This is a genomic window from Streptomyces sp. NPDC058284, from assembly GCF_042881135.1.
Lineage (GTDB): Bacteria > Actinomycetota > Actinomycetes > Streptomycetales > Streptomycetaceae > Streptomyces.
In genome coordinates, this window is record NZ_JBHVYE010000017.1 from 138,209 (window position 1) to 163,632 (window position 25,424).

Here is a 25,424-nt window from a genome sequence, read left to right on the forward strand (position 1 = left end):
GGGCCGAGGAGGGCCGGGTGACGACCTATGACGATCGAGCGAGCCTCACAGATCTGACCACCACAGCGGAGCGCGTCCGCAGGTCGGTGGAGGGTGTGATCGAGGGCAAGCCAGAGGTCGTACGGCTTTCGCTGACGGTGCTCCTCGCGGAGGGACATCTGCTCATCGAGGACGTGCCCGGCGTGGGCAAGACCATGCTCGCCAAGGCGCTGGCGCGGTCCATCGACTGCTCCGTGCGACGCATCCAGTTCACGCCGGACCTGCTGCCGTCGGACATCACCGGCGTGTCCATCTTCGATCAGCAGCGCAGGGACTTCGAGTTCAAGCCGGGCGCGATCTTCGCGCAGATCGTCATCGGTGACGAGATCAACCGCGCCTCTCCGAAGACGCAGTCCGCGCTCCTGGAGTCCATGGAGGAGCGCCAGGTCACCATCGACGGGCAGACCTACGAACTGCCCAGTCCGTTCATGGTGGTGGCCACCCAGAACCCCGTCGAGATGGAGGGGACCTACCCGCTGCCCGAGGCGCAGCGCGACCGCTTCATGGCGCGCGTCTCCATCGGCTACCCGGGCCCGGAGGCCGAGCTGCAGATGCTCGACATCCACGGCGGCGTCTCGCCCCTGGACGACCTCCAGCCGGTGGCGCACGCGCACGAGATCGTGAAGCTCATCGACGCCGTGCGCACGGTCCACGTGGCCGACCCCGTCCGGCGGTACGCGGTGGACCTGGTCTCCTCGACCCGCAACCACCCCGACCTCAGGCTCGGCGCCTCCCCGCGCGCGACCCTGCACCTGCTGCGCGCCGCCAAGGCCTCCGCCGCGCTCAGCGGCCGGGAGTACGCCCTGCCGGACGATGTGCAGGCCCTGGCCGTCGCGGTCCTCGCCCACCGGCTGCTGCCCACGGCGCAGGCCCAGTTGAACCGCCGTACGGCCGAATCCGTCGTCCTGGAGATCCTCCAGCGCACCCCGGTGCCCGCCGCGGCGCAGCCGAACACCAACTCCTACTTCAACCAGCAGCCGCCCGGCGCCCGGAGGCTTTGATGACGGCCGGGGGGCAGCCGCCGGGCCCCGCCGAGGACGAGAAGGGCGGCCTTCGCACGGCTCTCGCGGGCCTGACCACCCGCGGACGTTCCTTCCTCGCGGCCGGTGTGGCCGCCGCCATCTGCGCCTACGTCCTCGGCCAGGGCGACCTGCTGCGCGTCGGGTTACTGCTCGCCGTGCTGCCGCTGGTGTGCGCCACCGTCCTGTTCCGCACCCGCTACCGCGTCGCGGGCAGCCGCAGGCTCTCCCCCTCGCGCGTGCCCGCCGGCGCGGAGGCCCGCGTCCACCTGCGGATGGACAACATCTCGCGGCTGCCCACCGGCCTCCTGATGCTCCAGGACCGGGTGCCCTACGTGCTGGGGCCGCGGCCCCGGTTCGTGCTCGACCGGGTCGAGGCGGGCGGACGGCGCGAGGTCTCCTACCGCGTCCGCTCCGACCTGCGCGGGCGCTATCCGCTGGGGCCCCTGCAACTGCGCCTGACCGACCCGTTCGGGATGTGCGAGCTGACGCGGTCCTTCTCGACGTACGACACCCTGACGGTCATCCCGCGCGTGGAGGCGCTGCCCCCGGTGCGGCTCACGGGCGAGGCCAAGGGGTACGGCGACGGGCGCAACCGCTCGCTGGCGCTGGCCGGCGAGGACGACGTCATCCCGCGCGGGTACCGTCACGGCGACGACCTGCGCCGGGTCCACTGGCGCTCCACCGCGCGCTACGGCGAGCTGATGGTGCGCCGCGAGGAGCAGCCGCAGCGGGCCCGCTGCACGGTGCTCCTGGACACCCGGGGCATCGGCTTCCGGGGCGCCGGGCCCGACTCGGCCTTCGAGTGGGCGGTGTCGGGCACCGCCTCAGCCCTGGTGCACATGCTCGAACGGGGCTTCTCGGTGCGGCTGCTGACCGACACCGGCACCTCCGTCCCTGGCGAGGGCTCGGACGGCTTCGCGGGCGCCAGCCAGGAGTCGGCGGACGCCGCCGGGCTGATGATGGACACCCTCGCGGTGATCGACCACTCGGACGGCACCGGGCTCTCCCGGGCGTACGACGTGCTGCGCGGCGGGAACGAAGGCCTCCTCGTCGCCTTCCTCGGCGACCTCGACGAGGAGCAGGCGACGGTGGCCGCCAAGATGCGCCAGCGCAGCGGTTCCGCTGTCGCCTTCGTGCTGGACGGCGCGGCCTGGGCGCAGGGCCCCGGAGCCGGTCCCTCCGGAGCCGGCGATGCGCGTGCGCGGATGCTCCGCGAAGCGGGCTGGACGGCACTTGTGGTGGTCCCGGGGGCGCGCCTCGAGGAACTGTGGCGGCAGGCGGACCACGCCCGTACGAGCGCGGGCCCCGCGCCCACCGCGGGCACGACGACCGGGGGATGGGCATGAACGGCCGGGACGGCGGCACGGGGCGATGGCCGGGCGGGCGCACGACGGCGTGGGGCTTCAAGACAGCAGGGGGACGGTCATGAGCGGACGCGCGCGGCTCGCGGTGTGCGCCACCGCGGCCACGCTGATGGCGTCGGGCTCGCTGCTGCCGCTCGTCGATCCGGCGACGTGGTTCCTGCAGGCGGTGATCCTGCTCGTGCTCCAGAGCGGGGTGGGCGCGCTGGCCCGGCGGGCGCCGCTGGCCAGGCCGGTCACCGTGGTGGTGCAGGCACTGGTGACGCTGCTCCTGCTCACGCTGGTCTTCGCCCGCGAGCAGGCCATCGCCGGGATCGTGCCGGGCCCCGACGTGTTCCGCCGGTTCGGCCTGCTCCTCGAGGCGGGCGGCGACGACGTCAGCCGGTACATGATCCCGGCGCCGCTCAGCGACGGCATCCGGCTGATGCTGGTCGGCGGCGTCCTGGTGGTCGGTCTCGCGGTGGACGCGCTCGCGGTGACGTTCCGTACGGCGGCCCCGGCCGGGCTTCCGCTGCTCGCCCTGTACTCGGTCGCGGCGGGGCTCTCCGAGGGCGGCGCCGGCTGGCTGTGGTTCCTGCTGGCGGCGGCCGGCTACCTGCTGCTGCTCCTGGCGGAGGGGCGGGACCGGCTCTCCCAGTGGGGCCGGGTGTTCGGCGGCGCGGCGCGCGCGCCGGGGCGGGTCTCCGGCGGCCTGGAGAGCAACAGCGGGGCGCTCGCGCCGGTCCGTACGGGACGGCGCATCGGCGCGGTCGCCCTCGGCATCGCCCTGGTGGTGCCGCTGGCGCTGCCCGCCCTGGACGGCGGCCTGCTGCACGGCTCCGGCGGTCCCGGCGGCGACGGCTCGGGCGGCGGCGGAACGATCTCGGCGGTCAATCCGCTGGTCGCGCTCCAGGACAGCCTGAACCAGCCGGAGGACCGCGAGGTCCTGTCGTACCGCACGAACGCCGACGGCACCGACGACCTCTACCTGCGGATCGTCTCGCTCGACCAGTTCGACGGCACCACGTGGAAGACCACCGTCCGGCACATCCAGGACGTGGAGACACCGCTGCCAAGCCCCAGGGGTCTGAGCCCCGACGTCCGCAGGACCGAGATCCAGACCAACCTCGCGGCCGCCGAGAGCTACGCGCAGAACTGGCTGCCGATGCCCTTCCCGGCCAGCCAGGTGAAGATCGACGGGCGCTGGCGGTACGAGCCGGTGGGCCGCTCCGTCGTCGGCGACAGGGGCCAGACCACGCGCGGTGCGCAGTACCAGGTCAAGAGCCTGATCGTGGAGCCGACGGCCGAGCAGCTCGCGGCCGCCCCGGCCCCCGACGACGACCTGCGGCGTGAGTTCACCAAGGTGCCCGACTCGCTGCCGCGGCTCGTCGGGGCCAGGGCACGCGAGGTCACCAAGGGCGCCGCCAACCAGTACGAGCAGGCGGTCAAGCTCCAGGACTACTTCGCCTCCGACGGCGGATTCACGTACAACACCCGGGTGCGGGCGGGCAGCGGCCCCTCCGCGATCGAGCGGTTCCTCAAGCAGAAGGAAGGCTTCTGCGTCCACTTCTCCTTCGCCATGGCCTCGATGGCGCGGACGCTGGGGATTCCGGCCCGGGTCGCGGTGGGCTTCACGCCGGGCACCCCGCAGGCGGACGGCTCGATGTCGGTCGGCCTCCGGGATGCGCACGCCTGGCCCGAGCTGTACTTCGAGGGCGTGGGCTGGACTCGTTTCGAGCCGACGCCGAGCCGCGGCTCGGTGCCGGAGTACACCCGCGCCGACGTCCCCTCCGGTGGCGCGAGCGACCCGGGCACGCCGGAGCCTTCCGCTTCCTCCGAGCCCTCCACGGCGCCCTCCGCGTCGGACACCTGCCCGCCCGACATGAAGAAGCAGGGCGGCTGCCAGAGCGCGGCGCCGCAGGTCGCGGCCGGTTCGGACGGCGGAGGACCGCCCGTCGGGATGATCGTCGGCCTCTCCCTCGCGGCGCTGCTCGTCCTCGTCGTGCCGCTGCTGCCGCTGTTGTGGCGGACCCGCGCGCGGACCGTACGACTGGCTCCCGGCGGCCGCACCGGGGCGGACGCGGCGGCGCGGACCCTGGCCGCCTGGCTCGAAGTGACCGATACGGCCTGGGACCACGGCATCGCGCCTGACGAGTCACTGACCCCCCGGAAGGCGGCCGCGCGGATCGTCCGCGTCGGGCAGCTGTCCGCCGGGCCCGCGGAGGCCGTCCACCGGGTGGCCGCCGCGGTGGAGCAGGTGCTCTACGCCCCGCGCCCGCAGCCCGTGCAGGGTCTCGCCGAGGACGTGGGCCGGGTGCGGGACGGGCTGAACGCCTCGGTGGGCCGGGCCACCCGGCTGCGGGTGCTGCTCGCTCCGCGTTCGGCCGCGCGGGTGGTGTGGGCGGTCTCGGACCGCTGGACGGCGTTCGGCGCGCGCTGGCGCGAGCGGGGCGCCAAGCGGTGGGCGGCGCTCGCCCGGAAGCTGCCGCGCCGGGCCGGACAGGAGAGCTGAGAGCCTGTCTTTGAACCCCCGTCGTCCGCGCGAAGCGCGGGCGCAGCGGTGGATTGGGGCCTCCCCTGCTCGAGCGGAGCCGAGAGCTTGGGGAAGCGTGCGATCGGTGTGCGGAGTCCCAGGTCATGTGGCGGAGCCACCTGTCCTGGGGCTCCGTGCGCCGAGCGTGCGTGCCGGGCGCCGGGGCGCAGGCGGGGGTTCAAAGACAGGCTCTGAGGGCCTGTCCTCGAGCCCCCGCCGCACGGGAGGGCCGGTGCTCCACCGGCCCTCCACCGCGCCCCGACCGGACTTCACGCTCGTTCCGGCCCCGGCCCCGGCGCCCGGCACATACGCGTGAGGGGTGACCGCCCCACCGGGCTGTCACCCCTCACGGATGCCTTCGGATGTCTTCGCGTCCTGTCCGGTCAGTGGTGAGCCGACGCGCTCACTGACCGCCCTGCTGTTCGTCGCGGCGGCGCTGCCACCGCTGCTCGATACGGGTCATGACGGAGCGGCGCTGCTTCGCCTGCCGACGGGCCGGGGCCCCACCTGGTCCGGCTGCCGCGCCCGCGGGCTGCTCGCCCGGCTTCGGCGCCTTGCGCCAGCCGGTGACCGCGAGCACCGCGCACCCCAGCATGACGAGGAACCCCACCACGCTGATCCAGATCTGCTGGGCGACCATTCCGGCCATGAGAAGGGCGATGCCCACCAGGAAGCCCGCGACCGCTTGGTAGACCCGCTTCCGGGTGTACGTGCGCAGCCCGCTTCCCTCAAGCGCTGTCGCGAACTTGGGATCTTCGGCGTACAGCGCTCGCTCCATCTGCTCGAGCATGCGCTGCTCGTGCTCCGAGAGCGGCACGGAGTCCTCCTCATCGTGCAGTCGCCGGGGCGACCGGGGGTCCCCTTCAGGATAGGCAGGGAATCGCCCCCGTGAAACCCGCCCCTCTGCGCCAACTTCGCCAAACCGGACCACCACGCCACCCCGGCTCGCTGATGCGTGCATTCCCCAGCGGCCGGACCGTCATGCAGAACGGTGTGCCTCGATCATACGGCGCCCGTAGCCCGTTCGGGGGGCCTGTGGCGTACTCCATGTGCGGCTGCGTCGCTGATCAGCCGGTCGGCCGCAGCGGCATCTCAGGCCTCCGCGGCGCCCCGCGCCTCACCGAGCACATGCAGTTGGGTGGCCACCGCGTGGAAAGCGGGCAGTTCCGCGGCGGCGGCCTCCAGCTTGAGGAGGGCCTCCAGGGCGCCCGGCTCGGTGTCCACGAGGACGCCGGGGACCAGGTCCGCGAAGACCCGGACGCCGTGCACCGCGTCGACGCGCACGCCCGCGGCCTCGACCAGCTCGGTGAGCTGCTCGGCGGTGAAGCGGCGCGGCACGGGGTCGCCCTCGCCCCAGCGGCCCGCCGGGTCGCTGAGCGCCGTCCGCGCCTCGGTGAAGTGCCCGGCGAGGGCCCGCGCGAGCACCGCGCCGCCGAGTCCCGCGCCGAGCAGGCTGAGGACGCCGGAGGGGCGCAGCGCGTCGACGGCGAGGCGCACGCCCTCCGCCGGGTCGTCCACGTACTCCAGGACGCCGTGGCACAGGACCGCGTCGAAGCCGCCCCGCTCGACGACGTCGAAGAGGCCGAGCACGTCGCCCTGGACGCCGCGCACCCGGTCCGCGACGCCGGCCTCGGCGGCCCTGCGCTCAAGGGCGAAGAGGGCGTTCGGGCTGGGGTCGACGACGGTGACGCGGTGGCCGAGCTGGGCGACGGGCACCGCGAAGTTGCCGCTGCCGCCGCCGGTGTCGAGCACGTCGAGCTCGGCGCGGGACTCCCGGCCGGTGACCTTGACGCGACGGTCGAGGGCCTCCTTCAGGACGTCCCAGACGACGGCGGTGCGCAGGGAAGCGCGCGGGCGGGGGGAGTCGGAGCGCGGTGACGCCGTTTGGGGGTGCTGGTGGGAGGCGGGTGGGCGCATCGGGTCCGACACGGCAGTTGACTCCTCGGCGCGTGGGGTGCGGATCACCACCACCTTATTGCCTGGCGTTCGGTGCCCGGGCCACCCGTCCCGCGACGTGAGACCCCGGTCAGCCCGCCTGTGGCGGCTCCTCTCCGGCGGCCGGCGGCTCCTGCCTCGGCTGGGGCAGGACGGGCTGCAGGACCAGCATCCGCTCGACGATGCGCAGGAACATCGCCACGTCGCGGAGCAGGTCGTCGGCGTCGCGGGTGGTGGCGGCGTCCTTGATGCCCGCCTCTGCGCGGGCCCGGCGGGCGGCGCCGGAGGCGAACAGGGCGCTCCACTCGGTCAGTTCGGGGGCTATCTCGGGGAGGACTTCCCAGGCGCTGCGGATGCGCTGGCGACGGCGCGGGGTCGTCTCGGGGCGCCCGCGCGCGGCGAGGACGGCGGCGGCGGTGCGCAGGGCGGCGAGGTGGGCGGTGGCGTACCGCTCGTTCGGCGCGTCCAGGTGGGCGGCCTCGTCGATTCCGGCGCGGGCCTGGGCGAGCAGTTCGAGGGCGGCGGGCGGGGCCGTGGCGCGGCGCAGGACGGGGTGGACATCGCTCGCCGGGCCGGTCAGTGAGGGAGCAGGGCCGACGGCGCGGTGCCGACGGGCGGCTGCTGCGGAAGTGCTGGCCATGACGAACCTCCTGTCGTCGTGTGACGGCGCAGTGGCCGTATGTGCCCATCGTGGAGTACGCCACTGACAATCGGCCCTGACCTGGCCCTTTGCCCCGATCGCGGGTTCGGGCGTACTTTTGTACTGACCAGTCAGTTCAAAAGCAGGGGGGACTGTGGACGGTTCGACCGACGAGGCGCGCGGCGCCGCCGTCGCCGCCGGGGGCCTCGGGCTCCAGGGGCCACGGGGCTGGGCGTTCCGCGGCATCGGATTCGAGGCGGAGCCCGGGTCGCTGATCGCCATCGAGGGCCCTTCGGGGTCGGGCCGCACCTGTCTGTTGCTCGCTCTGACCGGACGTATGCGTGCCACCGAGGGCCACGCCCGTGTGGGCGGCTTCCGGCTGCCCAAGCAGCTGGCCGCGGTACGCAGGATCAGCGGGCTCGGCCCCGTGCCGGGCGTCACCGACCTCGATCCGGCCCTGACGGTGGCCGAGCACCTGCACGAACGGGCGCTTCTGGAGCGGCGGTTCGGCGGTTCCCTGCGCGGGCTCCTGCGGCCCCGTGACGAGCGCCGGAACGAGTTGCGGCTGCGCGTCGACGCCGCCCTGGCCGCCGCCGGGCTCGACCTGGAGTCGTTGCCCAAGGGCCGGCGGACCTCCGTGCGCGACCTGGAGCGGCCTGAGGTCCTGCGGCTCTCCGTGGCCCTGGCCCTGATCGGCCGGCCGCACGTGCTGGCCGTCGACGACACCGACATGAAGCTCTCGGACGCCGAACGAGCGGCGGTCTGGGACATGTTGCGGTCCCTCGCGGACGCCGGGACGACCGTCCTAGCGGTGTGCAGCGAGGCCCCCGAGGGCGCCGTCGTGGTCCGCACCGGCGCCAACGCCACCCGCACCGACGACGACAAGGAGACGGCGGATGCGCTCGCCGAAGCTCGCCGCGCTTGAGCTCAGGCGCTTCGGCAGGGGGAAGCTGCCGCGCGCCGCGCTCGTCGCGCTCCTGCTGCTGCCCCTGCTCTACGGCGCCCTGTACCTGTGGTCCTTCTGGGACCCGTACGGCCGTCTCGACCGCATCCCCGTGGCGCTCGTCAACGACGACAAGGGGGCCACCGCGCAGGGCAGGAAGCTCGCGGCAGGCGACAACATCGTCAAGGGGCTGCGGGACAGCAAGACCTTCGAATGGCACGAGGTGAGCGACGCCGAGGCGCGCGAGGGCGTCGAGGACGGCAGGTACTACCTGTCACTGACGATGCCCACGGACTTCAGCAAGCGCATCGCGTCGAGTTCGGGGTCCTCTCCGGAGACGGGCGCCCTGCGGGTCAGGACGAACGACGCCAACAACTACATCGTCGGGCAGATATCGCGGACCGTCTTCTCCGAAGTGCGCTCCGCCGCGTCCACGAAGGCGTCGCGCTCGTTCCTCGACAAGATCTTCATCTCGTTCTCCGACATCCACGGGAAGACGCAGAAGGCCGCCGACGGCGCCGACAAGCTGGACAGCGGCATCGGAAAGGCGAAGAAGGGCTCCAAGGACCTCGCGGACGGCCTGAAGGACGCCAAGAAGGGCAGCGGCGACCTCGCCGGGGGCATCAAGAAGCTCCACACGGGCGCGGGCGACCTGAAGGACGGCTCGAAGCGGGTGGCGGACGGTACGCAGAAGCTGGCCGACAAGGTCAACGGCACCGCGGACAAGGTGCGGCCCTTCCTGAAGGACAACGGCAGGACCATCGGCGACACGGCCCGCCTCGTCGCCGACTCCTCCAAGGCGCTGCGCCACCACCTGGACACCTGGGTCAAGCTGGCGCCGGGGGCCGCCAAGGGCGCCGAGGAGGGCTCCAGGGCCATCGGCCGCCTCTACGCGGACCGCTGCGAGAAGGCACCGGTGCCCGATCCCTACTGCCCCCGGATCAAGGACGCCAAGGAGGCCGCGGAGAACGTGTCGACCGTCGCGGACGACATGAACACCGTGATCAAGGACCAGAACAGCGACGTCAAGAAGCTCGACAGGCAACTGGCCACGCTGCAGAAGAAGTCGCGGGCGCTCGCGGAGCGCGCCCCGCACCTCGACGAGGACCTGAACACCGCCGTCACGCAGATCAACGACCTCAACAAGGGCGCGGGCAAAGTCGCCGACGGTGCCAGGAAGCTGGACACGGGCCTCGGCACCGCCCAGCGCGGCGCCGGTGACCTCGACACGGGCATCGGCAAGCTGGAGACGGGTGCGGGCACCCTCCAAGGCGGCATGTTCAAACTGGCGGACGGCTCAGCGAAGCTGTCCGGCGGGCTGCACGACGGCGTCAAGAAGATCCCGGACTACGACAAGAAGGACCGCGACGCACGCACCGGTGTCATGTCCGACCCCGTGCAGCTCGCCTCCCAATCCCTGCACAAGGCGCCCAACTACGGGACCGGCTTCGCCCCGTACTTCATCCCGCTGTCCCTGTGGGTCGGCGCGATGGTGGCGTACATGCTGATCCAGCCCCTCAACCGGCGCGCGCTCGCCGCGGGCGCCTCCGCGTGGCGCATCGCGCTCGCCGGCTGGCTCCCGGTGGCCGCCCTCGGCGTGCTCCAGACCGCGGCCCTGCTCTCGGTCCTGCACTGGGGGATCGGTCTGCAGATGACCAGGGCGGCCGGCACGGTGGGCTTCCTCTGCCTGGTGACGGCGTGCTTCGCGGCCATCGTGCAGTGGCTCAACGCCCGCTTCGGGGCGGCCGGGCGCATCCTCGTCCTCGCCGCGCTGATGCTGCAACTGACGTCGGCGGGCGGCACGTACCCCGTTCAGACGAGCCCCGGCTTCTTCAGCGCCATCCATCCCTTCCTGCCGATGAGCTACGTCGTCGAGGCGCTGCGGAGACTGATCACCGGCGGCGGCCTCGGTCCCGTCTGGCAGGGCTGCGCGGTCCTGACCGCCTTCACCCTGGGCGCCCTGGCGCTCACCGCGCTCTGCGCCCACCGCAAGCAGGTGTGGACCCTGGAGCGGCTGCACCCGGAGCTGACACTGTGAGGGCGGCGGGGCCGGGACGTGCCGCGGAACCTGTGAGAATCAGGGCCATGGACAGCAGTACGGGCAGCACCCGTCGTGAGGCCACCCGGCAGAAGCTCTACGAGGCAGCCGTCACCCTCATCGCCGAACAGGGCTTCTCTGCCACGACGGTCGACGAGATCGCGGAGCGCGCCGGGGTCGCGAAGGGCACGGTCTACTACAACTTCGCCAGCAAATCCGTCCTCTTCGAAGAGCTGCTGCGGCACGGCGTCGGCCTGCTCACCGCCTCCCTGAAGGACGCGGCCGAGGAGGCGGACAGGAACGGCGGCAGCAAGGTCGACGCGCTCGACGCGATGATCAGGGCCGGCCTGGTCTTCATCAACCGCTATCCGGCCTTCACCCAGCTGTACGTCGCCGAGCTGTGGCGGACCAACCGGGCCTGGCAGTCCACCTTGCTCGTGGTCAGACAGCAGGCCGTCGCCGTGGTCGAGGACGTGCTGCGGGCGGGCGTGGCGGGCGGCGAGCTCAGCGAGGAGATCGACATCCCGCTGACGGCCGCCGCGCTCGTCGGCATGGTGCTGGTGGCCGCGCTCGACTGGCAGGCCTTCCAGCCTGAGCGCTCACTCGACGACGTGCACGCGGCGCTGTCGCGGCTGCTGCAGGGCCGGGTGAGCGGCACGCGCGCGTAGCGCTACGAAAACAGCGCCCGCACCGCCAACACACCGCAGTGCAGACACACCGCAGCCCACACGAACGACGCCGGTCCGGTGCCGCCTTCCCCCAGGCGGCACCGGACCGGCGCTTTTCGTGTCCCCCCGCGACCCCCGCCGACCCCCGTTTCCCCCGTGCGGTCGTCCCCCGAGTCACCCCCGTGTCTCGCTCCCGCCGGCCTGCGGCGGGAGGAGCGGTCAAGGGCGCGGCTCCGTTCCGCCGCCCCGTGTCGGCGGTACCGGCCCCGCGCCCTTCTCCGTGCCCCACACTCTTCCCTCTCCGCAGGTGGAGCCCCATCCGTGCGCGTACTCATCTCACCCACTAGGTACGGATACTCAGGCCCGAGCGCTCATCCCCGGGCCGCATCGCCTCCGACTGGTTACGATCACGTCCGTGTCCGTACTCCCCCTGGTGTTCACCAGCGGCTGGGCGAGCGGGATCAACGCGTACGCCGTTGTCCTGCTGCTCGGCATCTTCGGTGCGACCGGCGTCAGTGACGAGGTCCCCGAGGCGCTCCAGCGGCCCGACGTCCTGATCGTGGCCGGCGTGCTCTTCGTGTGCGAGGCCGTCGCCGACAAGATCCCCTACGTCGACTCGGTCTGGGACACGGTGCACACCGTGATCCGTCCGGTGTCCGGTGCCGTGGTGGGGGCGCTCCTCGCGGGGCAGAGCGGCTCCCTCTCCGATCTCGCCGCGGGCGCGGTGGGCGGGTCGACGGCGCTGGCCAGCCATGCGGTGAAGGCCGGGACGCGGATGGCGGTCAACACCTCGCCCGAGCCGTTCAGCAACCTCGTGCTGAGCACGGCGGAGGACCTCGGGGTCGGCGGCCTCATCAGCTTCGCGATGTTCTACCCCGAGGCCGCCGCGGTCATCGCCGCGGTGCTTCTGCTGCTCGGCCTGTTCCTGCTGTTCTTCCTGGTCTCGCGGATTCGGCGGTTCCTGCGGCGCAGGGCGCAGCGGCGCGAGGAGAAGCGGCTTGCGGGGCGTACGGGGGCACCACCACCCTGACTGTCGGTGGCTGGCGATAAGGTCCCTGGCATGGCACGGATTGTGGTGATCGGCGCCGGGATGGGCGCGATGACGGCGGCCGCCCGGCTGGCCGTCGCGGGCCACCGGGTGGTGGTGTACGAACGCGCGGGGACGTACGGCGGTGCGCTCGGCCGCGTCGAGCGGGACGGCTTCGCCTTCGACACCGGGCCGGCGCTGCTGCAGCTCCCCGCGGTCTACCGCGACCTGTTCATCAAGACGGGCAAGGAACCCCTGGAGAAGTGCGTCGAGCTGTCCCAGGTGGAGCCCGCCGTGCGCCACGTCTTCGCGGACGGCACGACGGCGGACCTGCCGAACGCCTCGCGCGCGGGCGTGGGCGAGGCGCTGGACGCGGCCCTCGGCGACGGCGCGGGCGCGCGCTGGGCGGCGTTCATGAACCGGGCCAGGGAGGCCTGGGACCGCACGCGCCGCCCTCTCCTGGAAGAGCCCCTCTGGCCGAACTGGGAGGTGCTCGCCGAGCGCGAGCCCTACCCGTCGGTGCCCCACAAGCGCCTGCTGCGCCGTGAGCGCCGCGCGGCCACGCTCACCGAGGTCGGCGAGCTCGAACTGGGCGGCGACGCGCGCCTGGTGGCGCTCCTCGAGCAGTTCGCGCTCGCGCAGGGCCTGGATCCCCGTACGACCCCGGCGAGCGCGGCCGTCCTGCCGTATCTGGAGCAGACGTTCGGTGTCTGGTCGGCGCGGGGCGGCATGCGCGCCCTCGCGCGGGCGGTGTACGAGCGGTGCCTGGCCCGGCGGGTCGAGTTCGTGTTCGACGCGGCGGTGACGCGGATCGTCGAGAAGGACGGCCGGGCGGCGGGCGTGGAGCTGGCGGACGGCACCACGGCCGAGGCCGACTTCGTCGTCGCCGGTGTCGCGCCCGCCGCCCTGGACGCCATGCTCCCCGGCGTGGGCATACGGTCAGCGGGCGACGTCCCCGCGCGCTCCGGCATGCCGAGCCGTCTGACGGTCCTCCTCGCCCTGTCCGGCGCCCGCCCCGAGGGCACCCCGCACCGGACCGTGCTGCACACGGCCGACCGCCGGGACGAGCTGGACCGCCTCTTCGGCGAGCGGCCGGGCCTGCCCGACTCCCCCACCCTCACGGTGCTCCGCCCCGACGACCCGGACCTGACCCCGGACGGCGCGCACGAGGCGGTGACGCTCACGGCGACGGTGCCCGCGCACCTGGACGTCACCGAGGCCGACGCGCTGCGGGTGATCTCCCGTGCCGAGCGGGTGATTCCCGAGCTGAGCGGGCGTCTCCTGTGGCATGAGGTGCGCGCCCCCGCCGACATCGCGGAGGCCACCGGCGCCGAGGGCGGCGCGGTCCCGGCCCCGGCGCTCGCCGCGTCCGGCGGGCGGCTCCTGCACCCGTCCAACAGCACCGGCCTGCCGGGGCTCTTCGCGGTCGGCGGCTGGTCGCATCCCGGTGGCGGTCTGCCCCACGCCGGCATGTCCGGCACCCTGGCCGCGGGCCTGATCGTGGAGGGCCCGGAGTTCCGCGGCTCGCAGTGACCACCGCGGCGGGTGCGAAGACAGGCTCTCAGTACCGGTACTGCTGCTCGTTGTAGCCCTGGCCGTCGTGCCCGCCGGTGTTCCCGTCCCCGTGCCCGTACGGGTAGGGCTGCTCCTGCGGGAGTTCGCCGCCGTGCGGCGGATCGTCGGTGGTGCGCTGAAGCGGCACCCAGACGCCACCGGGCGGGGTGTCGTTGTACGTCTCGCCGAGCCCGCCGTAGGTGTCGCCGCCGTACGGGGCGTACTGCTGCTGGTCGCCGTAGCCGTCGTAGCTCTGCGCGCCGTAGGTCTGCGTGCCGATGTAGGGGTCGGAGTAGGCGGCGTACTGCTGCTGCCCCGTCTCGTCGTACCCGTAGCCCTGCTGGCCGTGGCCGGGGAAGGCCGCGGCTTCGTAGCCGTAGCCGTCGCTCCGCGGGGTGCCGTCCGGGGCGGGCGGGGTGTACGCCGAGTCGCTGTACACGCCGTACTGGCCGGTGTCGTCGGGCAGCGGCTCGGGGGCGTAGATCCCGCCGCTCGCGATGTCCGCGTCCGCGGGGAAGTCCGGGTGAGCGGGGAAGTCCGGGTTCCCGGAGGCGTCCGGGCCGTGCGCGGGCGGCGGCGGGACCGGCTCGTACTCCAGGTCGGAGACCTGGAGCGTCGGCTCCTGCGCTGCCCCGGCGGCCCGCGACGGCTGCTTCTTGCGGCGCCTGCTCGGACCGGGCCGCCCGCCGATCGCCCAGCCGGTGGAGAAGCCCCGTCGGAAGGACAGGGTCACGTACGTCTGGCCGGTGGCGAAGGCGATGGCGCCGAGCGCGATGATCCACACCGCGGGGATCAGTACGCCGACGACGACCCCGAGGAAGCCCACGAAGGCCAGCAGGCGCCAGCGCAGCCTGGCTTTGTACTGCAGCAGCACCTCACCGAGCAGCCACAGCGCGACGAACCCGAACGCGATGTAGAGGACCGTCCAGCCCATGTACGCCCCTCTCCCCTTCGGCCGCGGCCCCGGGGGAACGACCGTTCAGGCCTGCTGGTGCAGGCCCAGATTCTCGTAGATCTCCAGCGTCGCCGTGGAGTTGTTGAGCGTAATGAAGTGCAGTCCCGGCACGCCTTCGGCCAGCAACCGCCCGCAGAACTCCGTCGCGAACTCGATGCCAATGGAGCGTACAGCGGCGGGATCGTCTTTGGCCGAGAGCATCCGCTCTTTCAGCTCCGCCGGGAACACGGCGTTGCTGAGCTGGGGCAGCCGGTCGAGCTGGCGGACGTTGGTGACCGGCATCATCTCAGGGATGATCGGCGTATCGCACCCGGCCGCCTCGACGCGGTCGCGCAGCCGCAGGTACTCCTCAGGGTCGAAGAACATCTGGGTGATCGCGTAGTCCGCGCCGGCCCGGCACTTGTCGATGAAGTACCGGGTGTCGGTCTCCCAGTCGGGCGAGCGCGGGTGCATCGCGGGGAAGGCCGCGACGCCCACGCAGAAGTCCCCGGACTCCTTGATCAGCCCGACCAGTTCGGCGGCGTAGGTGAGGCCCTCGGGGTGCGGGACCCAGTCGCCGAGGGGGTCGCCCGGCGGGTCGCCGCGGACCGCGAGCATGTTCCTGATGCCCGCGTCCGCGTACTGCCCGATGATGTTGCGCAGTTCGGCCACGGAGTGGTCGACCGCGGTCAGGTGGGCGACGGGTGTCAGCGTGGTGTCGGCGACGATCTGCTGGGTCTCCTTGACCGTGCCGGTACGCGTCGAACCGCCCGCGCCGTAGGTCACGGAGACGAAGTCCGGGGCCACCGCCTCGACCCGCCGCAGCGCGTTCCAGAGGTTCCGCTCGCCCTTGGGGGTTTTCGGGGCGGAGAACTCGAACGAAAACGTCGTTTTACCGGTCGCGAGCATGTCGCGTACCGTGCGCGCGCGGTCAGTCCTGGTCGAAGCTGTGCCTGAGGCCATATGGGCAGATTAGCCAGGCCGGGGCGCTCCCCCAACCGAGTCGGGGAGATTCGGCCGGTTTGCCGGTTTGTTGTCCACGGATCGGACACTCCTGGGCGGTTGCTCACACAGCTGTACGCAGCCGCTTCGCGAGGTCGGCCGCGGCGGCGCCCGGGTCGTCGGCCTCGGTGATCGCCCGCACGACGACGACGCGTCGCGCGCCCGCATCGAGGACCTCGTCGAGGTTGCCCGCGTCGATGCCGCCGATGGCGAACCAGGGGCGGTCCGTGCCGAGCGAGGCCGTGTACCGCACGAGGTCGAGGCCCGGGGCGTGGCGGCCCGGCTTGGTGGGCGTGGGCCAGCACGGGCCCGTGCAGAAGTAGTCCACGCCGTCCTGGACGGCGGCCGCGGCGGCCTCCTCATCGGCGTGCGTGGAGCGGCCGATGAGGACGTCCCTGCCGAGGACGGCGCGGGCCGCGGGTACGGGCAGGTCGCCCTGGCCGAGGTGCAGCACGTCGGCGCCGACGGCGTGGGCGACGTCCGCGCGGTCGTTCACCGCGAGGAGCTTGCCGTGGCGCCGCGCGGCGTCCGCGAAGACCTGGAGGTGCTCCAGCTCCTCGGCGGCCTCCATGCCCTTGTCGCGCAGCTGCACGATGTCGACGCCGCCCGCGAGGACGGCGTCGAGGAACTCCGGGAGGTCTCCCTGGCGCTTGCGGGCGTCCACGCACAGGTAGAGCCGGGCATCGGCGAGCTGGGCGCGGTGGTCGGCGGCAGCGGCAGCCATGGAGAAGTCCCCCGTTGTCGGTGGCGTACGGGGTGCGAGCGCGGGCGCGGGCGTGAGCATCTGTCTCGCTCACGTCCACGCCCGTGCTTCCCGTGCGCCGGACGGTGTGTTCAGGTCAGACGGCCGAGCACCTGCTCAGACGGCGAGCGCCTGGGCGCGGCGCTTCACCTCCGTGCCGCGATTCTCGCTCAGTGCCTGCGCGGGGGTGCCGGGCAGGGTCGGGTCGGGGGTGAAGAGCCACTCGATCATCTCTTCGTCGGAGAAACCGTCGTCCCTCAGGAGCGTCAGGGTCCCGGCGAGGCCCTTGACGACCTTGTCGCCGTCGATGAAGGCGGCCGGCACCTGCAGCGCGCGGTTCTCCCCGCGGCGTACGGCGATCAGCGTGCCCTCCTTGACCAGCTGGCGCACGCGGGTCACCTCGACATCGAGCATTTCCGCGATGTCGGGGAGGTGCAGCCAGGCGGGGACGAGAGCATCGGTCTTTGCGTCAATCTCGGTCACGTCCCCAGCGTATCTCTGGCCGGGGGCCTTGGGCGGTGACTGTGTGGCCGTGGGGGTAGGTGCGGCGTTCCCCCGGCGCCCCTGGGGGGTGGTCGCTCGGGTGTTTGCTGCGGGCCGTGGGGGCTGGGTGCGCAGTTCCCCGCGCCCCTGGGGGGTGGTCGCTCGGGTGTTTGCTGCGGGCCGTGGGGGCTGGGGGCGCCGTTCCCCGCGTCCCTTACGGGGCGGGGGTTTCGTTATCGGGTTGCCTTTTTCAGGGGGATTGACGGGTCTGCTGTCAGGGTGGGGTCCAGGGGGGTGGCGGATTCGATCAGTTTGCGGCCCTGGGCCAGGTCTCGGGGGCGGCCGACCGTGAGGACGGCTGCGAGCGCGCCTTCGCGGAGCCAGCAGACCGACCAGGCCACACCCGTCGGGTCGCCGCGCCAGATGAGTTCGTCGGCGCCCTCGTGGTGGCCCGCGTACTGGACGAAGCGGCCGAACTGCTCCGACCAGAAGTACGGGACCGGGTCGTACGCCGCCGGGGTCTCGCCGATGATGTTGGCCGCCACCGTGCGCGGGCCCTGGAGGGCGTTGTCCCAGTGGTGGACGAGAAGGCGCTCCCCGTACCTTCCCGAAGGGAAGGAGGAGCAGTCGCCGACCGCGTAGACGTCGGGGGCCGAGGTGCGCAGCCGGTCGTCGGCCACCACCTCGCCGTGGGCGCCGAGCTCGATGCCGGAGCCCGACAGCCACCGCGTCGCGGGGCGCGCGCCGATGCCGACGACGACGGCGCCCGCGGGCACCCTGGTCCCGTCGGACAGGAGCACGGCGCCCGGCTCGACGCGCTCCACGCGCGCGTGGGTGCGCAGTACCGCTCCGGAGTCCGCGTACCAGCCCGCCATGGGCGCCGCGACCTCCTCGGGCAGCGTGCCCGCGAGCGGCCGCCCCGCGGCCTCCACCACGGTGACGGAGCAGCCCGCCTCACGCGCGGCCGTCGCGAACTCCGCGCCGATCCAGCCCGCCCCGACGACCACGACGTCGTGCTGCTCGGCGAGGACGGGGCGCAGCCGCTCCGCGTCGTCCAGGGTGCGCAGCAGGTGGACCCCGGGGACACCCTCGGTGCCGGGGAGTCTGATCGGTTCGGCGCCGGTCGCGAGGACCAGGACGTCGTACGCGAGGGGCCCCGCCTCGGTGTCGAGAGCGTGGTCGGCGGGGCGCACCCCGGTGACCGCGCGGCCCAGGCTCAGCTCGATGCCGAGCGCCTCGAAGTCGATGTCGAAGGCGGAGCCCTCCGCCTTGCCGAGCAGCACCGCCTTGGACAGCGGCGGCCTGTCGTACGGCTGGTGCGGCTCCGCCCCGACGACGGTGACCGCGCCGGTGAAGCCCTGCTCCCGCAGTGCCACCGCGGTCTGCACCCCGGCCATCCCCGCGCCCACGACGACGACGCGCCGCTCCGCCTGAAGCTCTTTCCCGGTCTGCCTCTGCTGCTCGCTCACCCGATCACTGTAGGGCGGCGGGACCGGGTGCCTTCAGATGGCTACGAGGAGATCTCTGACACATCGTCACTGCTCATACCCGGACAGCTCCCCTGACGCCGCGCGGAGCGACGGGCTAGGGTGGCCGGTGCAGAGCACTCGCGGGAGTCCGGGCGTACCGGACTGAGAGGGAGGCTGGGACGGCCTCCGACCGTACGAACCTGATCCGGGTCATGCCGGCGAAGGGAGGGGCTGGACGCCCATGCATCCACGTACGACGTCTCCTTCGGCGTCCCCTACGGCGGCGCCGTCGGCCACCACCGACGTCCTCGTCGTCGGGGGCGGCGTCATCGGCCTGGTCACGGCCTGGCGGACCGCGCAGCGCGGGCTCTCCGTCGCGGTCGTGGACCCCGAACCGGGCGGCGGCGCCGCCCAGGTGGCGGCGGGCATGCTGGCCGCCGTCACCGAACTGCACTACGGCGAGCAGACGTTGCTCGGCCTCAATCTCGAATCGGCCCGCCGCTACCCCGCCTTCGCCGCCGAGCTGACCGAGGCGAGCGGGCGGGACCTCGGCTACCGCGCCTGCGGCACGCTCGCGGTCGCGCTCGACTCCGACGACCGCGCCCACCTGCGCGAGCTGCACGCCCTGCAGCGCCGTTCGGGGCTCGCCTCGGAGTGGCTGAGCGGGCGCGAGTGCCGCCGTCTGGAGCCGATGCTCGCGCCGGGCGTACGCGGCGGCCTGCGGGTCGACGGCGATCACCAGATCGACCCGCGCCGACTCGCGGCGGCGCTCGTGGTGGCCTGCGAGCGGGCCGGCGTGGTCTTCCACCGCGCCTGGGCCGAGCGCCTCTCGGTCGTACGCGAGCGGGCGCACGGTGTCGTCCTCGCCGACGGCACCGGACTGGGCGCGGAGCGGACCGTGCTCGCGGCGGGCAGCCTCAGCGGGCGGCTCGCGGGCGTCCCCGACGACGTACTGCCGCCCGTGCGCCCCGTGAAGGGGCAGGTCCTGCGGCTGACGGTGCCGGAACCCTACGCGCCGTTCCTGAGCCGCACCGTGCGGGCCGTGGTGCGCGGCAGCCACGTCTACCTCGTGCCGCGCGAGAACGGCGAGCTCGTCGTCGGCGCGACCAGCGAGGAGCTCGGCTGGGACACGACGGTCACGGCGGGCGGCGTGTACGAGCTGCTGCGGGACGCGCACGAACTCGTGCCCGGCATCACGGAACTGCCGCTGACCGAGACCCGCGCGGGGCTGCGGCCCGGCTCGCCCGACAACGCGCCGCTGCTCGGCCCGACCCGGCTCGCCGGACTCCAGCTGGCCACCGGCCACTACCGCAACGGCGTCCTCCTCACGCCCCTCACCGGTGACGTCATGGCGCACGCTCTGACCACCGGTGAACTCCCCGACGAGGCACGCCCGTTCACCCCGCGCCGCTTCGAAGGCGCCTCCCCCGCACTCCCCGCGCAGCACGTCATGGAGCAGCACGCATGAGCACGCCCTTCGCCGTCTCCCTCAATGGAGAAGTACGCGAGGTGGCCTCGGGCACCACGCTCGACGCCCTCGTGGCCACCCTGTCCTCGGCGCACTCCGGTGTCGCCGCCGCCGTCAACGAAACCGTCGTCCCGCGCGCGCAGTGGTCCGCCACGGCGCTCGCCGATGGCGACCGTGTCGAAGTACTCACCGCAGTCCAGGGAGGCTGAACCACCATGGCAGACGACCCCTTCGTCATCGGCGGGCTCACCCTCTCCTCGCGTCTGATCATGGGCACGGGCGGAGCGCCGAGCCTCGACGTCCTCGAGCGCTCCCTCGTCGCGTCCGGCACGGAGCTGACCACGGTCGCGATGCGCCGCCTCGACCCGGACGTCCAGGGCTCCGTGCTCTCCGTACTCGACCGGCTCGGCATCCGCGTACTGCCCAACACGGCGGGCTGTTTCACGGCGGGCGAGGCCGTCCTCACCGCCCGTCTCGCGCGCGAGGCGCTCGGCACGGATCTGGTGAAGCTGGAGGTGATCGCCGACGAGCGCACCCTGCTGCCCGACCCGGTCGAGCTCCTGGACGCCGCGGAGGTCCTGGTGGACGACGGCTTCACGGTCCTGCCGTACACCAACGACGACCCGGTGCTCGCCCGGAAGCTTCAGGACGTGGGCTGCGCGGCGATCATGCCGCTGGGCTCGCCCATCGGCTCCGGTCTCGGCATCCGCAACCCGCACAACTTCCAGCTGATCGTGGAGCACGCGCGCGTGCCGGTGATCCTCGACGCGGGCGCGGGCACGGCGTCCGACGCGGCGATCGCGATGGAGCTGGGCTGCGCGGGCGTGATGCTCGCCTCCGCGGTGACGCGGGCGCAGGAGCCGGTCCTGATGGCGGAGGCCATGCGGCACGGCGTCGAGGCGGGGCGCCTCGCGCACCGGGCCGGGCGGATCCCGCGCAGGCACTTCGCGGAGGCGTCCTCGCCCGCGGCGGGCATGGCGCGGCTCGATCCGGAGCGGCCCGCGTTCTAGCGCCGGGCGCGGGGGTACGGCGGTGAGCGTCACAGCTCGGCTGCAGTCCCGCCGGGAAGCGGCCCGGGCGGGTGGAGGTGTCGGTGGTGCCTCGTAGACTCCCCTGCGTGGACACGACCCTTCAGGACCCGCTCGTCGGGCAGCTGCTCGACGGCCGTTACCGGATCGACGGACGCATCGCGGTCGGCGGGATGGCCACGGTCTACCGGGCCGTGGACACCCGCCTCGACCGTGTGCTCGCGCTCAAGGTGATGCATCCGACGCTGGCGGCCGACGCCTCCTTCGTCGACCGCTTCATCCGCGAGGCCAAGTCGGTGGCCCGCCTCTCGCACCCGAACGTGGTCGGCGTCTTCGACCAGGGCACCGACGGTTCGTACGTCTACCTCGCCATGGAGTACATCGCGGGCTGCACCCTGCGCGACGTCCTGCGCGAGCGCGGGGCGCTGCAGCCGCGGGCCGCGCTCGACATCCTGGAGCCGGTCCTCGCCGCGCTCGGCGCCGCGCACCGCGCCGGTTTCGTGCACCGCGACATGAAGCCCGAGAACGTCCTCATAGGGGACGACGGCCGGGTCAAGGTCGCCGACTTCGGTCTGGTCCGCGCGGTGGACACCGTCACGAACACGACCGGCACCGTGCTCGGCACCGTCTCCTACCTCGCCCCCGAGCAGATCGAGCACGGCACGGCGGACACCCGCGTCGACGTGTACGCCAGCGGGGTCGTGCTCTACGAGATGCTGACCGGCGCCAAGCCGCACTCCGGCGACTCCCCCGCCCAGGTCCTCTACCAGCACCTCCACCAGGACGTGCCGCCCCCGTCGGCGGCCGTCCCCGGGCTCGCCGTCGCGCTGGACGAGGTGGTCGCCTCGGCCACCGCGCGCCACCCCGACGTCCGTCCGTACGACGCGGTGGCGCTCCTCGCCCAGCTCAGGGAGGCGCGGTCCGCCCTGACCGAGGAGGAGCTCGACGCGGTGCCGCCGCAGGCGCACGCGACGGGGCACGACAACGCCGACGACCGCACGAGCGTCATCCCGCGCGCGGCCCGGTCGGTCCAGCTCCCGCTCCCCGCCGAGGGCGAGCAGGGTGGCCAGGACCCGCTGAACCGCACCAGCGTCCTCGCGACCCCGCCGGCCGGCCCGCCCGCCGCCGCCCCGGTGCCCCGCAGGCGGTTCGAGCCGCGTCGCCGCATGGTCGCGGTCATCGCCGCCGTCGTACTCGTCCTCGGGCTCGGCACCGGCATCTGGTACATCAACTCCGGCCAGTTCACGAAGGTCCCGCCGCTCCTCGCGAAGACCGAGGCGCAGGCGAAGGACCGGCTCGACGAGGCCGGGCTCGAAGTGAAGGACATCAAGCGCAAGTACAGCGACACGGACAAGCGCGGCACGGTCATGGCCAGCGACCCCGCGGCGGGCGAGCGCATCCGGCAGAACGACAAGGTGACGCTGACCGTCTCGCTGGGCCCGGAGACCGTCAAGGTCCCGGACGTCAGAAAGATCCCGCTGGCCACGGCGGAGAAGGAGCTGAAGAACTCCGGGCTGGCGCCGGGCATGGTCAGCCAGAGCTTCAGCGACGACGTCAAGAAGGGCTCCGTGATCAGCACGGACCCGCGGGCCGGCTTCACCCGCAAGGCGGGCTCGGCCGTCGCCCTGGTCGTCAGCAAGGGCCGCGCGGTCGAGGTCCCCGACGTGACGGGCGAGTCCGAGGCCGACGCCATCGCCGACCTCGAGGACGAGGGCCTCAAGGCGAAGGTCGCCACCGAGCGGGTCCACTCCGACGAGGACAAGGGCAACGTCGCCGCACAGTCACCCGCCCAGAACAAGACGCTCGCCGAGGGTGACACGGTCACGCTGACGATCTCCAAGGGACCGCCGATGGTCGAGGTCCCCGACGTGACCGGCATGAGCGTCGACGATGCCACGGACGAGCTGGAGAAGGCGGGCTTCGAGGTGGACGAGGACCGCGGCCTGCTCGGCATCTTCGGCGACAAGGTGAAGAAGCAGTCGGTGGACGGCGGCGACAAGGCCCCCAAGAACTCGACGATCACCATCACGATCCGCTGAGCCGTGCGCGTTCTCCGCTCCTGAAGACCCGCTGAGCCCCGTACCCGGGGTCCAGCGGGTCCCGCGGGTCCCGCGCGTCCCGGACCGCTGACGGAGCACCCCCGCGCCCGTGCCACCCTGGAGGGCGTGAGCAGCAACAACACCCCCAGCGCAGCGTCCCGCAACCCCGTCGGCGCCCATGTCCCCGTGGCCGGCGGCCTGGCCACGGTCGGCCTTCCGTACGCCCGGGACCTCGGCGCCGAAGCCGTCCAGGTCTTCGTCGCCAACCCCCGCGGCTGGGCGACCCCGCCCGGCAACCCGAAGCAGGACGAGGCGTTCCGCGCGGCCTGCGCCGCCGAGCGGATCCCCGCGTACGTCCACGCGCCCTACCTCATCAACTTCGGCTCGCACACGGAGGCGACCGTCGAGAAGTCCGTGGACTCCCTGCGCCACTCGCTGCGCAGGGCCCGCGAGATCGGCGCGCTCGGCGTCGTCGTGCACACGGGCTCGGCGACCGGCGGCCGGGACCGCGCGGTCGCCCTGCGGCAGGTGCGCGAGCGCATGCTGCCGCTGCTCGACGAGCTGACGCACGACGACGACCCCTTCCTGCTCCTGGAGTCGACCGCGGGCCAGGGCGCCTCGCTCTGCTCGCGCACCTGGGACTTCGGGCCGTACTTCGAGGCCCTGGACGCCCACCCCAAGCTGGGCATCTGCCTGGACACCTGCCACATCTACGCGGCGGGCCACGATCTGACGGGCCCGAGCGGCATGAAGCAGACCCTCGACCTCCTCGTCGACACGGTCGGCGAGGGCCGTCTGAAGCTCGTGCACGCCAATGACTCCAAGGACGTCGTCGGCGCCCACAAGGACCGCCACGAGAACATCGGCACCGGCCACATCGGCGAGGAGCCCTTCCGTGAGCTGATGCTCCACCCCGCGACCGACGGCGTACCGCTGGTCATCGAGACACCGGGCGGCAAGGAGGGGCACGCGGCGGACGTGGCGCGCCTGAAGGAGCTCAGGGGCGTCTAAAGATCCTTGAGGAATACCCCCTGGGGGTATACGGTTCCTGTCAGTGGAGGCAGGAACCGCTATCCGACGTTGGGGGAACCTCATGGAGCACGACACGCACGGCACGCACGACATGCACGACATGCACGACATGCACGCCAAGCACTCCGAGCACCACAGCCACGCCGGGCACGCCGGGCACGCCGGGCACGCCGGGCACGCCGGGCACGCCGGGCACACACACCAAGGTCACGGCCACGGCCACGCCCACAGCCACCAGCACGGCCTCGGCAAGGTCAGCTGGCGCACGGCCGCCCAGGCCACCCTCCACTGCCTCACCGGCTGCGCCATCGGCGAGGTGCTCGGCATGATCGTCGGCACCGCGTTCGGCTGGGGCAACATGCCGACGATGGCCCTCGCGATCGTCCTGGCCTTCGCCTTCGGTTACGCGCTGACCCTGCGCGGCATCCTCAAGGCGGGCGTCGATTTCAGGACGGCGTTCCGGGTCGCGCTCGCCGCCGACACCCTGTCCATCGCGGTCATGGAGCTGATCGACAACGGGGTGATCGCGCTGTGGCCGGGTGCCATGGACGCGCACCTGACGGACGCGATGTTCTGGTGGGTCCTCGCCGTCTCGCTGGCCGTGGCGTTCCTGGTCACCACGCCGGTGAACAAGTGGATGATCGGCCGCGGCAAGGGCCACGCGGTGGTCCACCAGTACCACCACTGATCACCCGAAGGCGCAGGTCAAGGGCGAGTCAGGCACAGGTCGGACGCAGGTCAGAGCTCGGGGCCGTCCCCGGGCTCCTCCTGGTAGGAGTAGCGCTGCTCCTGCCACGGGTCGCCGAGGTTGTGGTAGCCGCGCTCCTCCCAGAAGCCGCGACGGTCGGCGGTCATGTACTCGATGCCGCGGACCCACTTGGGGCCCTTCCAGGCGTACAGGTGGGGCACCACGAGCCGCAGCGGGAAACCGTGCTCCGCGGTGAGGAGTTCGCCGCCTTTGTGGGTGGCGAAAATCGTGCGGTCCGAGGCGAAGTCGGCCATCCGCAGATTCGAGCTGAAGCCGTACTCGGCCCAGACCATCACATGGGTGGCCTCCGGCGCGGGCGGCGCGAGCTGCAGGATCGTACGGGCCGGGACCCCGCCCCACTCGGCGCCCAGCATGCTGAACTTCGTGACGCAGTGCAGATCGGCCACGACCGTCTCGTAGGGCAGGGCGGAGAACTCCTCGTGCGTCCAGCAGTGCTTCGCGCCGTCCGCGGTGGCCCCGAAGACCCTGAACTCCCAGCGCTCGGGCCGGAACTTCGGCACCGGGCCGTAGTGCGTGACCGGCCAGCCGCGCTGCAGCCGCTGACCCGGCGGAAGCTCCGACTCCGCCGCCTGTCGAGATGCGCGTTCCGCCGGCTGACCCATGACTCCATCCTGACAGACCCCGGACGGTGGACGTGACCAGCCGCAGCCCCGGGGAGGCCGATTGGGGCAACTCCTACTAAGCGTGCACTTACTGGACGGCCTCCGAACACCGGTGCA

General features: G+C 72.8%; 23 protein-coding genes and 1 riboswitch. Of the genes, 14 read left to right on the top strand and 9 right to left on the bottom strand.

All coding sequences use genetic code 11. The features are described 5' to 3' along the window. The first annotated feature begins 17 nt into the window (after nucleotides 1-17). The 3 genes from ACFVYR_RS23705 to ACFVYR_RS23715 all read left to right on the top strand — a co-directional run bounded on the left by ACFVYR_RS23705 (nucleotide 18) and on the right by ACFVYR_RS23715 (nucleotide 4,913). Nucleotides 18-1,040: an AAA family ATPase gene (locus tag ACFVYR_RS23705; RefSeq protein ID WP_384263092.1), complete on the top strand. Its 1,023-nt coding sequence runs from the start codon at nucleotides 18-20 to the stop codon at nucleotides 1,038-1,040. After that, entirely contained in the window at nucleotides 1,040-2,407 is a 1,368-nt protein-coding gene (locus tag ACFVYR_RS23710) for a DUF58 domain-containing protein (RefSeq protein WP_384263095.1), read from the top strand. Before ACFVYR_RS23705 ends, ACFVYR_RS23710 begins: the two co-directional genes overlap by 1 nt. Nucleotides 2,408-2,486: 79 nt before the next feature. Next, nucleotides 2,487-4,913, top strand: a complete 2,427-nt coding sequence (locus tag ACFVYR_RS23715; RefSeq protein ID WP_384263098.1) for a DUF3488 and DUF4129 domain-containing transglutaminase family protein — start codon at nucleotides 2,487-2,489, stop codon at nucleotides 4,911-4,913. Between the two features lie 424 nt (nucleotides 4,914-5,337). Here ACFVYR_RS23715 and ACFVYR_RS23720 read toward each other — a convergent pair whose 3' ends face one another. From ACFVYR_RS23720 to ACFVYR_RS23730, 3 genes are all read right to left on the bottom strand, one after another. After that, nucleotides 5,338-5,751, bottom strand: coding sequence for a DUF3040 domain-containing protein (locus tag ACFVYR_RS23720; RefSeq protein WP_384260712.1), 414 nt, complete (start codon nucleotides 5,749-5,751; stop codon nucleotides 5,338-5,340). A 275-nt stretch (nucleotides 5,752-6,026) separates the two neighbouring features. After that, the gene (locus ACFVYR_RS23725; RefSeq protein ID WP_384260714.1) at nucleotides 6,027-6,863 is read right to left on the bottom strand and encodes a class I SAM-dependent methyltransferase; all 837 of its coding nucleotides are present in this window, start codon (nucleotides 6,861-6,863) and stop codon (nucleotides 6,027-6,029) included. Between the two features lie 97 nt (nucleotides 6,864-6,960). Next, complete coding sequence (locus tag ACFVYR_RS23730; protein WP_384260717.1) at nucleotides 6,961-7,509, bottom strand: SAV_6107 family HEPN domain-containing protein; 549 nt, start codon at nucleotides 7,507-7,509, stop codon at nucleotides 6,961-6,963. Between the two features lie 154 nt (nucleotides 7,510-7,663). Between ACFVYR_RS23730 and ACFVYR_RS23735 the strand changes: the two genes are divergently transcribed. The 5 genes from ACFVYR_RS23735 to ACFVYR_RS23755 all read left to right on the top strand — a co-directional run bounded on the left by ACFVYR_RS23735 (nucleotide 7,664) and on the right by ACFVYR_RS23755 (nucleotide 13,718). Next, on the top strand, nucleotides 7,664-8,434 hold the full coding sequence (locus tag ACFVYR_RS23735) for an ATP-binding cassette domain-containing protein (protein ID WP_384260719.1): 771 nt from the start codon (nucleotides 7,664-7,666) through the stop codon (nucleotides 8,432-8,434). Then, entirely contained in the window at nucleotides 8,406-10,490 is a 2,085-nt protein-coding gene (locus tag ACFVYR_RS23740) for a YhgE/Pip family protein (protein ID WP_384260721.1), read from the top strand. Before ACFVYR_RS23735 ends, ACFVYR_RS23740 begins: the two co-directional genes overlap by 29 nt. Before the next feature lie 47 nt (nucleotides 10,491-10,537). Continuing rightward, complete coding sequence (locus ACFVYR_RS23745; protein WP_384260724.1) at nucleotides 10,538-11,158, top strand: TetR/AcrR family transcriptional regulator; 621 nt, start codon at nucleotides 10,538-10,540, stop codon at nucleotides 11,156-11,158. A 415-nt stretch (nucleotides 11,159-11,573) separates the two neighbouring features. After that, on the top strand, nucleotides 11,574-12,188 hold the full coding sequence (locus ACFVYR_RS23750; protein WP_384260726.1) for a DUF4126 domain-containing protein: 615 nt from the start codon (nucleotides 11,574-11,576) through the stop codon (nucleotides 12,186-12,188). A gap of 30 nt (nucleotides 12,189-12,218) precedes the next feature. Continuing rightward, nucleotides 12,219-13,718 carry a phytoene desaturase family protein gene (locus ACFVYR_RS23755; protein ID WP_384260729.1) on the top strand — a complete coding sequence of 500 codons (1,500 nt, stop codon included), beginning with the start codon at nucleotides 12,219-12,221 and terminating at the stop codon, nucleotides 13,716-13,718. Between the two features lie 28 nt (nucleotides 13,719-13,746). Here ACFVYR_RS23755 and ACFVYR_RS23760 read toward each other — a convergent pair whose 3' ends face one another. The 5 genes from ACFVYR_RS23760 to ACFVYR_RS23780 all read right to left on the bottom strand — a co-directional run bounded on the left by ACFVYR_RS23760 (nucleotide 13,747) and on the right by ACFVYR_RS23780 (nucleotide 18,297). Further along, a complete protein-coding gene (locus tag ACFVYR_RS23760; RefSeq protein ID WP_384260731.1) occupies nucleotides 13,747-14,673 on the bottom strand; it encodes a hypothetical protein in 927 nt (308 codons plus the stop codon). Nucleotides 14,674-14,718: 45 nt separating this feature from the next. Continuing rightward, nucleotides 14,719-15,636, bottom strand: a complete 918-nt coding sequence (gene metF / locus ACFVYR_RS23765; protein ID WP_384260734.1) for a methylenetetrahydrofolate reductase [NAD(P)H] — start codon at nucleotides 15,634-15,636, stop codon at nucleotides 14,719-14,721. A gap of 103 nt (nucleotides 15,637-15,739) precedes the next feature. Continuing rightward, nucleotides 15,740-16,399: a thiamine phosphate synthase gene (thiE, locus tag ACFVYR_RS23770; protein WP_384260736.1), complete on the bottom strand. Its 660-nt coding sequence runs from the start codon at nucleotides 16,397-16,399 to the stop codon at nucleotides 15,740-15,742. 135 nt (nucleotides 16,400-16,534) lie between these two features. After that, nucleotides 16,535-16,900 (bottom strand): Rv2175c family DNA-binding protein, encoded by a 366-nt coding sequence (locus ACFVYR_RS23775; protein ID WP_384260738.1) that lies wholly within the window; start codon nucleotides 16,898-16,900, stop codon nucleotides 16,535-16,537. A 233-nt stretch (nucleotides 16,901-17,133) separates the two neighbouring features. Then, a complete protein-coding gene (locus ACFVYR_RS23780) occupies nucleotides 17,134-18,297 on the bottom strand; it encodes an NAD(P)/FAD-dependent oxidoreductase (protein WP_384260837.1) in 1,164 nt (387 codons plus the stop codon). Nucleotides 18,298-18,499: 202 nt separating this feature from the next. Next, a riboswitch (TPP riboswitch) is annotated at nucleotides 18,500-18,613 on the top strand. Between ACFVYR_RS23780 and thiO the strand changes: the two genes are divergently transcribed. The 6 genes from thiO to ACFVYR_RS23810 all read left to right on the top strand — a co-directional run bounded on the left by thiO (nucleotide 18,611) and on the right by ACFVYR_RS23810 (nucleotide 24,624). Next, nucleotides 18,611-19,837: a glycine oxidase ThiO gene (gene thiO, locus ACFVYR_RS23785; RefSeq protein WP_384260741.1), complete on the top strand. Its 1,227-nt coding sequence runs from the start codon at nucleotides 18,611-18,613 to the stop codon at nucleotides 19,835-19,837. Its footprint overlaps the riboswitch before it by 3 nt. Next, nucleotides 19,834-20,046, top strand: coding sequence for a sulfur carrier protein ThiS (thiS, locus tag ACFVYR_RS23790; protein WP_384260743.1), 213 nt, complete (start codon nucleotides 19,834-19,836; stop codon nucleotides 20,044-20,046). Before thiO ends, thiS begins: the two co-directional genes overlap by 4 nt. Nucleotides 20,047-20,052: 6 nt before the next feature. After that, the gene (locus ACFVYR_RS23795) at nucleotides 20,053-20,847 is read left to right on the top strand and encodes a thiazole synthase (RefSeq protein WP_384260746.1); all 795 of its coding nucleotides are present in this window, start codon (nucleotides 20,053-20,055) and stop codon (nucleotides 20,845-20,847) included. Nucleotides 20,848-20,954: 107 nt separating this feature from the next. After that, nucleotides 20,955-22,904, top strand: a complete 1,950-nt coding sequence (gene pknB, locus ACFVYR_RS23800; protein ID WP_384260748.1) for a Stk1 family PASTA domain-containing Ser/Thr kinase — start codon at nucleotides 20,955-20,957, stop codon at nucleotides 22,902-22,904. 126 nt (nucleotides 22,905-23,030) lie between these two features. Beyond that, nucleotides 23,031-23,915: a deoxyribonuclease IV gene (locus ACFVYR_RS23805; protein ID WP_384260751.1), complete on the top strand. Its 885-nt coding sequence runs from the start codon at nucleotides 23,031-23,033 to the stop codon at nucleotides 23,913-23,915. 82 nt (nucleotides 23,916-23,997) lie between these two features. Continuing rightward, nucleotides 23,998-24,624, top strand: coding sequence for a DUF4396 domain-containing protein (locus ACFVYR_RS23810; RefSeq protein WP_384260754.1), 627 nt, complete (start codon nucleotides 23,998-24,000; stop codon nucleotides 24,622-24,624). Between the two features lie 50 nt (nucleotides 24,625-24,674). Here the strand turns inward: ACFVYR_RS23810 and ACFVYR_RS23815 are convergent, their stop codons facing one another. Beyond that, entirely contained in the window at nucleotides 24,675-25,307 is a 633-nt protein-coding gene (locus tag ACFVYR_RS23815) for a sulfite oxidase-like oxidoreductase (RefSeq protein WP_384260757.1), read from the bottom strand. Nucleotides 25,308-25,424: the final 117 nt, after the last annotated feature.

Excerpts from the sequence above, each read along its gene's own strand:
- ACFVYR_RS23755 (WP_384260729.1), top strand. The coding sequence starts at position 12,219 with ATGGCACGGATTGTGGTGATCGGCGCCGGGATGGGCGCGATGACGGCG.
- thiO (WP_384260741.1), top strand. The coding sequence starts at position 18,611 with ATGCATCCACGTACGACGTCTCCTTCGGCGTCCCCTACGGCGGCGCCG.
- metF (WP_384260734.1), bottom strand. The coding sequence starts at position 15,636 with ATGGCCTCAGGCACAGCTTCGACCAGGACTGACCGCGCGCGCACGGTA.
- ACFVYR_RS23795 (WP_384260746.1), top strand. The coding sequence starts at position 20,053 with ATGGCAGACGACCCCTTCGTCATCGGCGGGCTCACCCTCTCCTCGCGT.
- ACFVYR_RS23745 (WP_384260724.1), top strand. The coding sequence starts at position 10,538 with ATGGACAGCAGTACGGGCAGCACCCGTCGTGAGGCCACCCGGCAGAAG.
- ACFVYR_RS23780 (WP_384260837.1), bottom strand. The coding sequence starts at position 18,297 with ATGGCCGGGGTGCAGACCGCGGTGGCACTGCGGGAGCAGGGCTTCACC.
- ACFVYR_RS23810 (WP_384260754.1), top strand. The coding sequence starts at position 23,998 with ATGGAGCACGACACGCACGGCACGCACGACATGCACGACATGCACGAC.
- ACFVYR_RS23710 (WP_384263095.1), top strand. The coding sequence starts at position 1,040 with ATGACGGCCGGGGGGCAGCCGCCGGGCCCCGCCGAGGACGAGAAGGGC.
- ACFVYR_RS23715 (WP_384263098.1), top strand. The coding sequence starts at position 2,487 with ATGAGCGGACGCGCGCGGCTCGCGGTGTGCGCCACCGCGGCCACGCTG.
- ACFVYR_RS23815 (WP_384260757.1), bottom strand. The coding sequence starts at position 25,307 with ATGGGTCAGCCGGCGGAACGCGCATCTCGACAGGCGGCGGAGTCGGAG.
- thiE (WP_384260736.1), bottom strand. The coding sequence starts at position 16,399 with ATGGCTGCCGCTGCCGCCGACCACCGCGCCCAGCTCGCCGATGCCCGG.
- ACFVYR_RS23740 (WP_384260721.1), top strand. The coding sequence starts at position 8,406 with ATGCGCTCGCCGAAGCTCGCCGCGCTTGAGCTCAGGCGCTTCGGCAGG.
- ACFVYR_RS23730 (WP_384260717.1), bottom strand. The coding sequence starts at position 7,509 with ATGGCCAGCACTTCCGCAGCAGCCGCCCGTCGGCACCGCGCCGTCGGC.
- ACFVYR_RS23760 (WP_384260731.1), bottom strand. The coding sequence starts at position 14,673 with ATGGGCTGGACGGTCCTCTACATCGCGTTCGGGTTCGTCGCGCTGTGG.
- thiS (WP_384260743.1), top strand. The coding sequence starts at position 19,834 with ATGAGCACGCCCTTCGCCGTCTCCCTCAATGGAGAAGTACGCGAGGTG.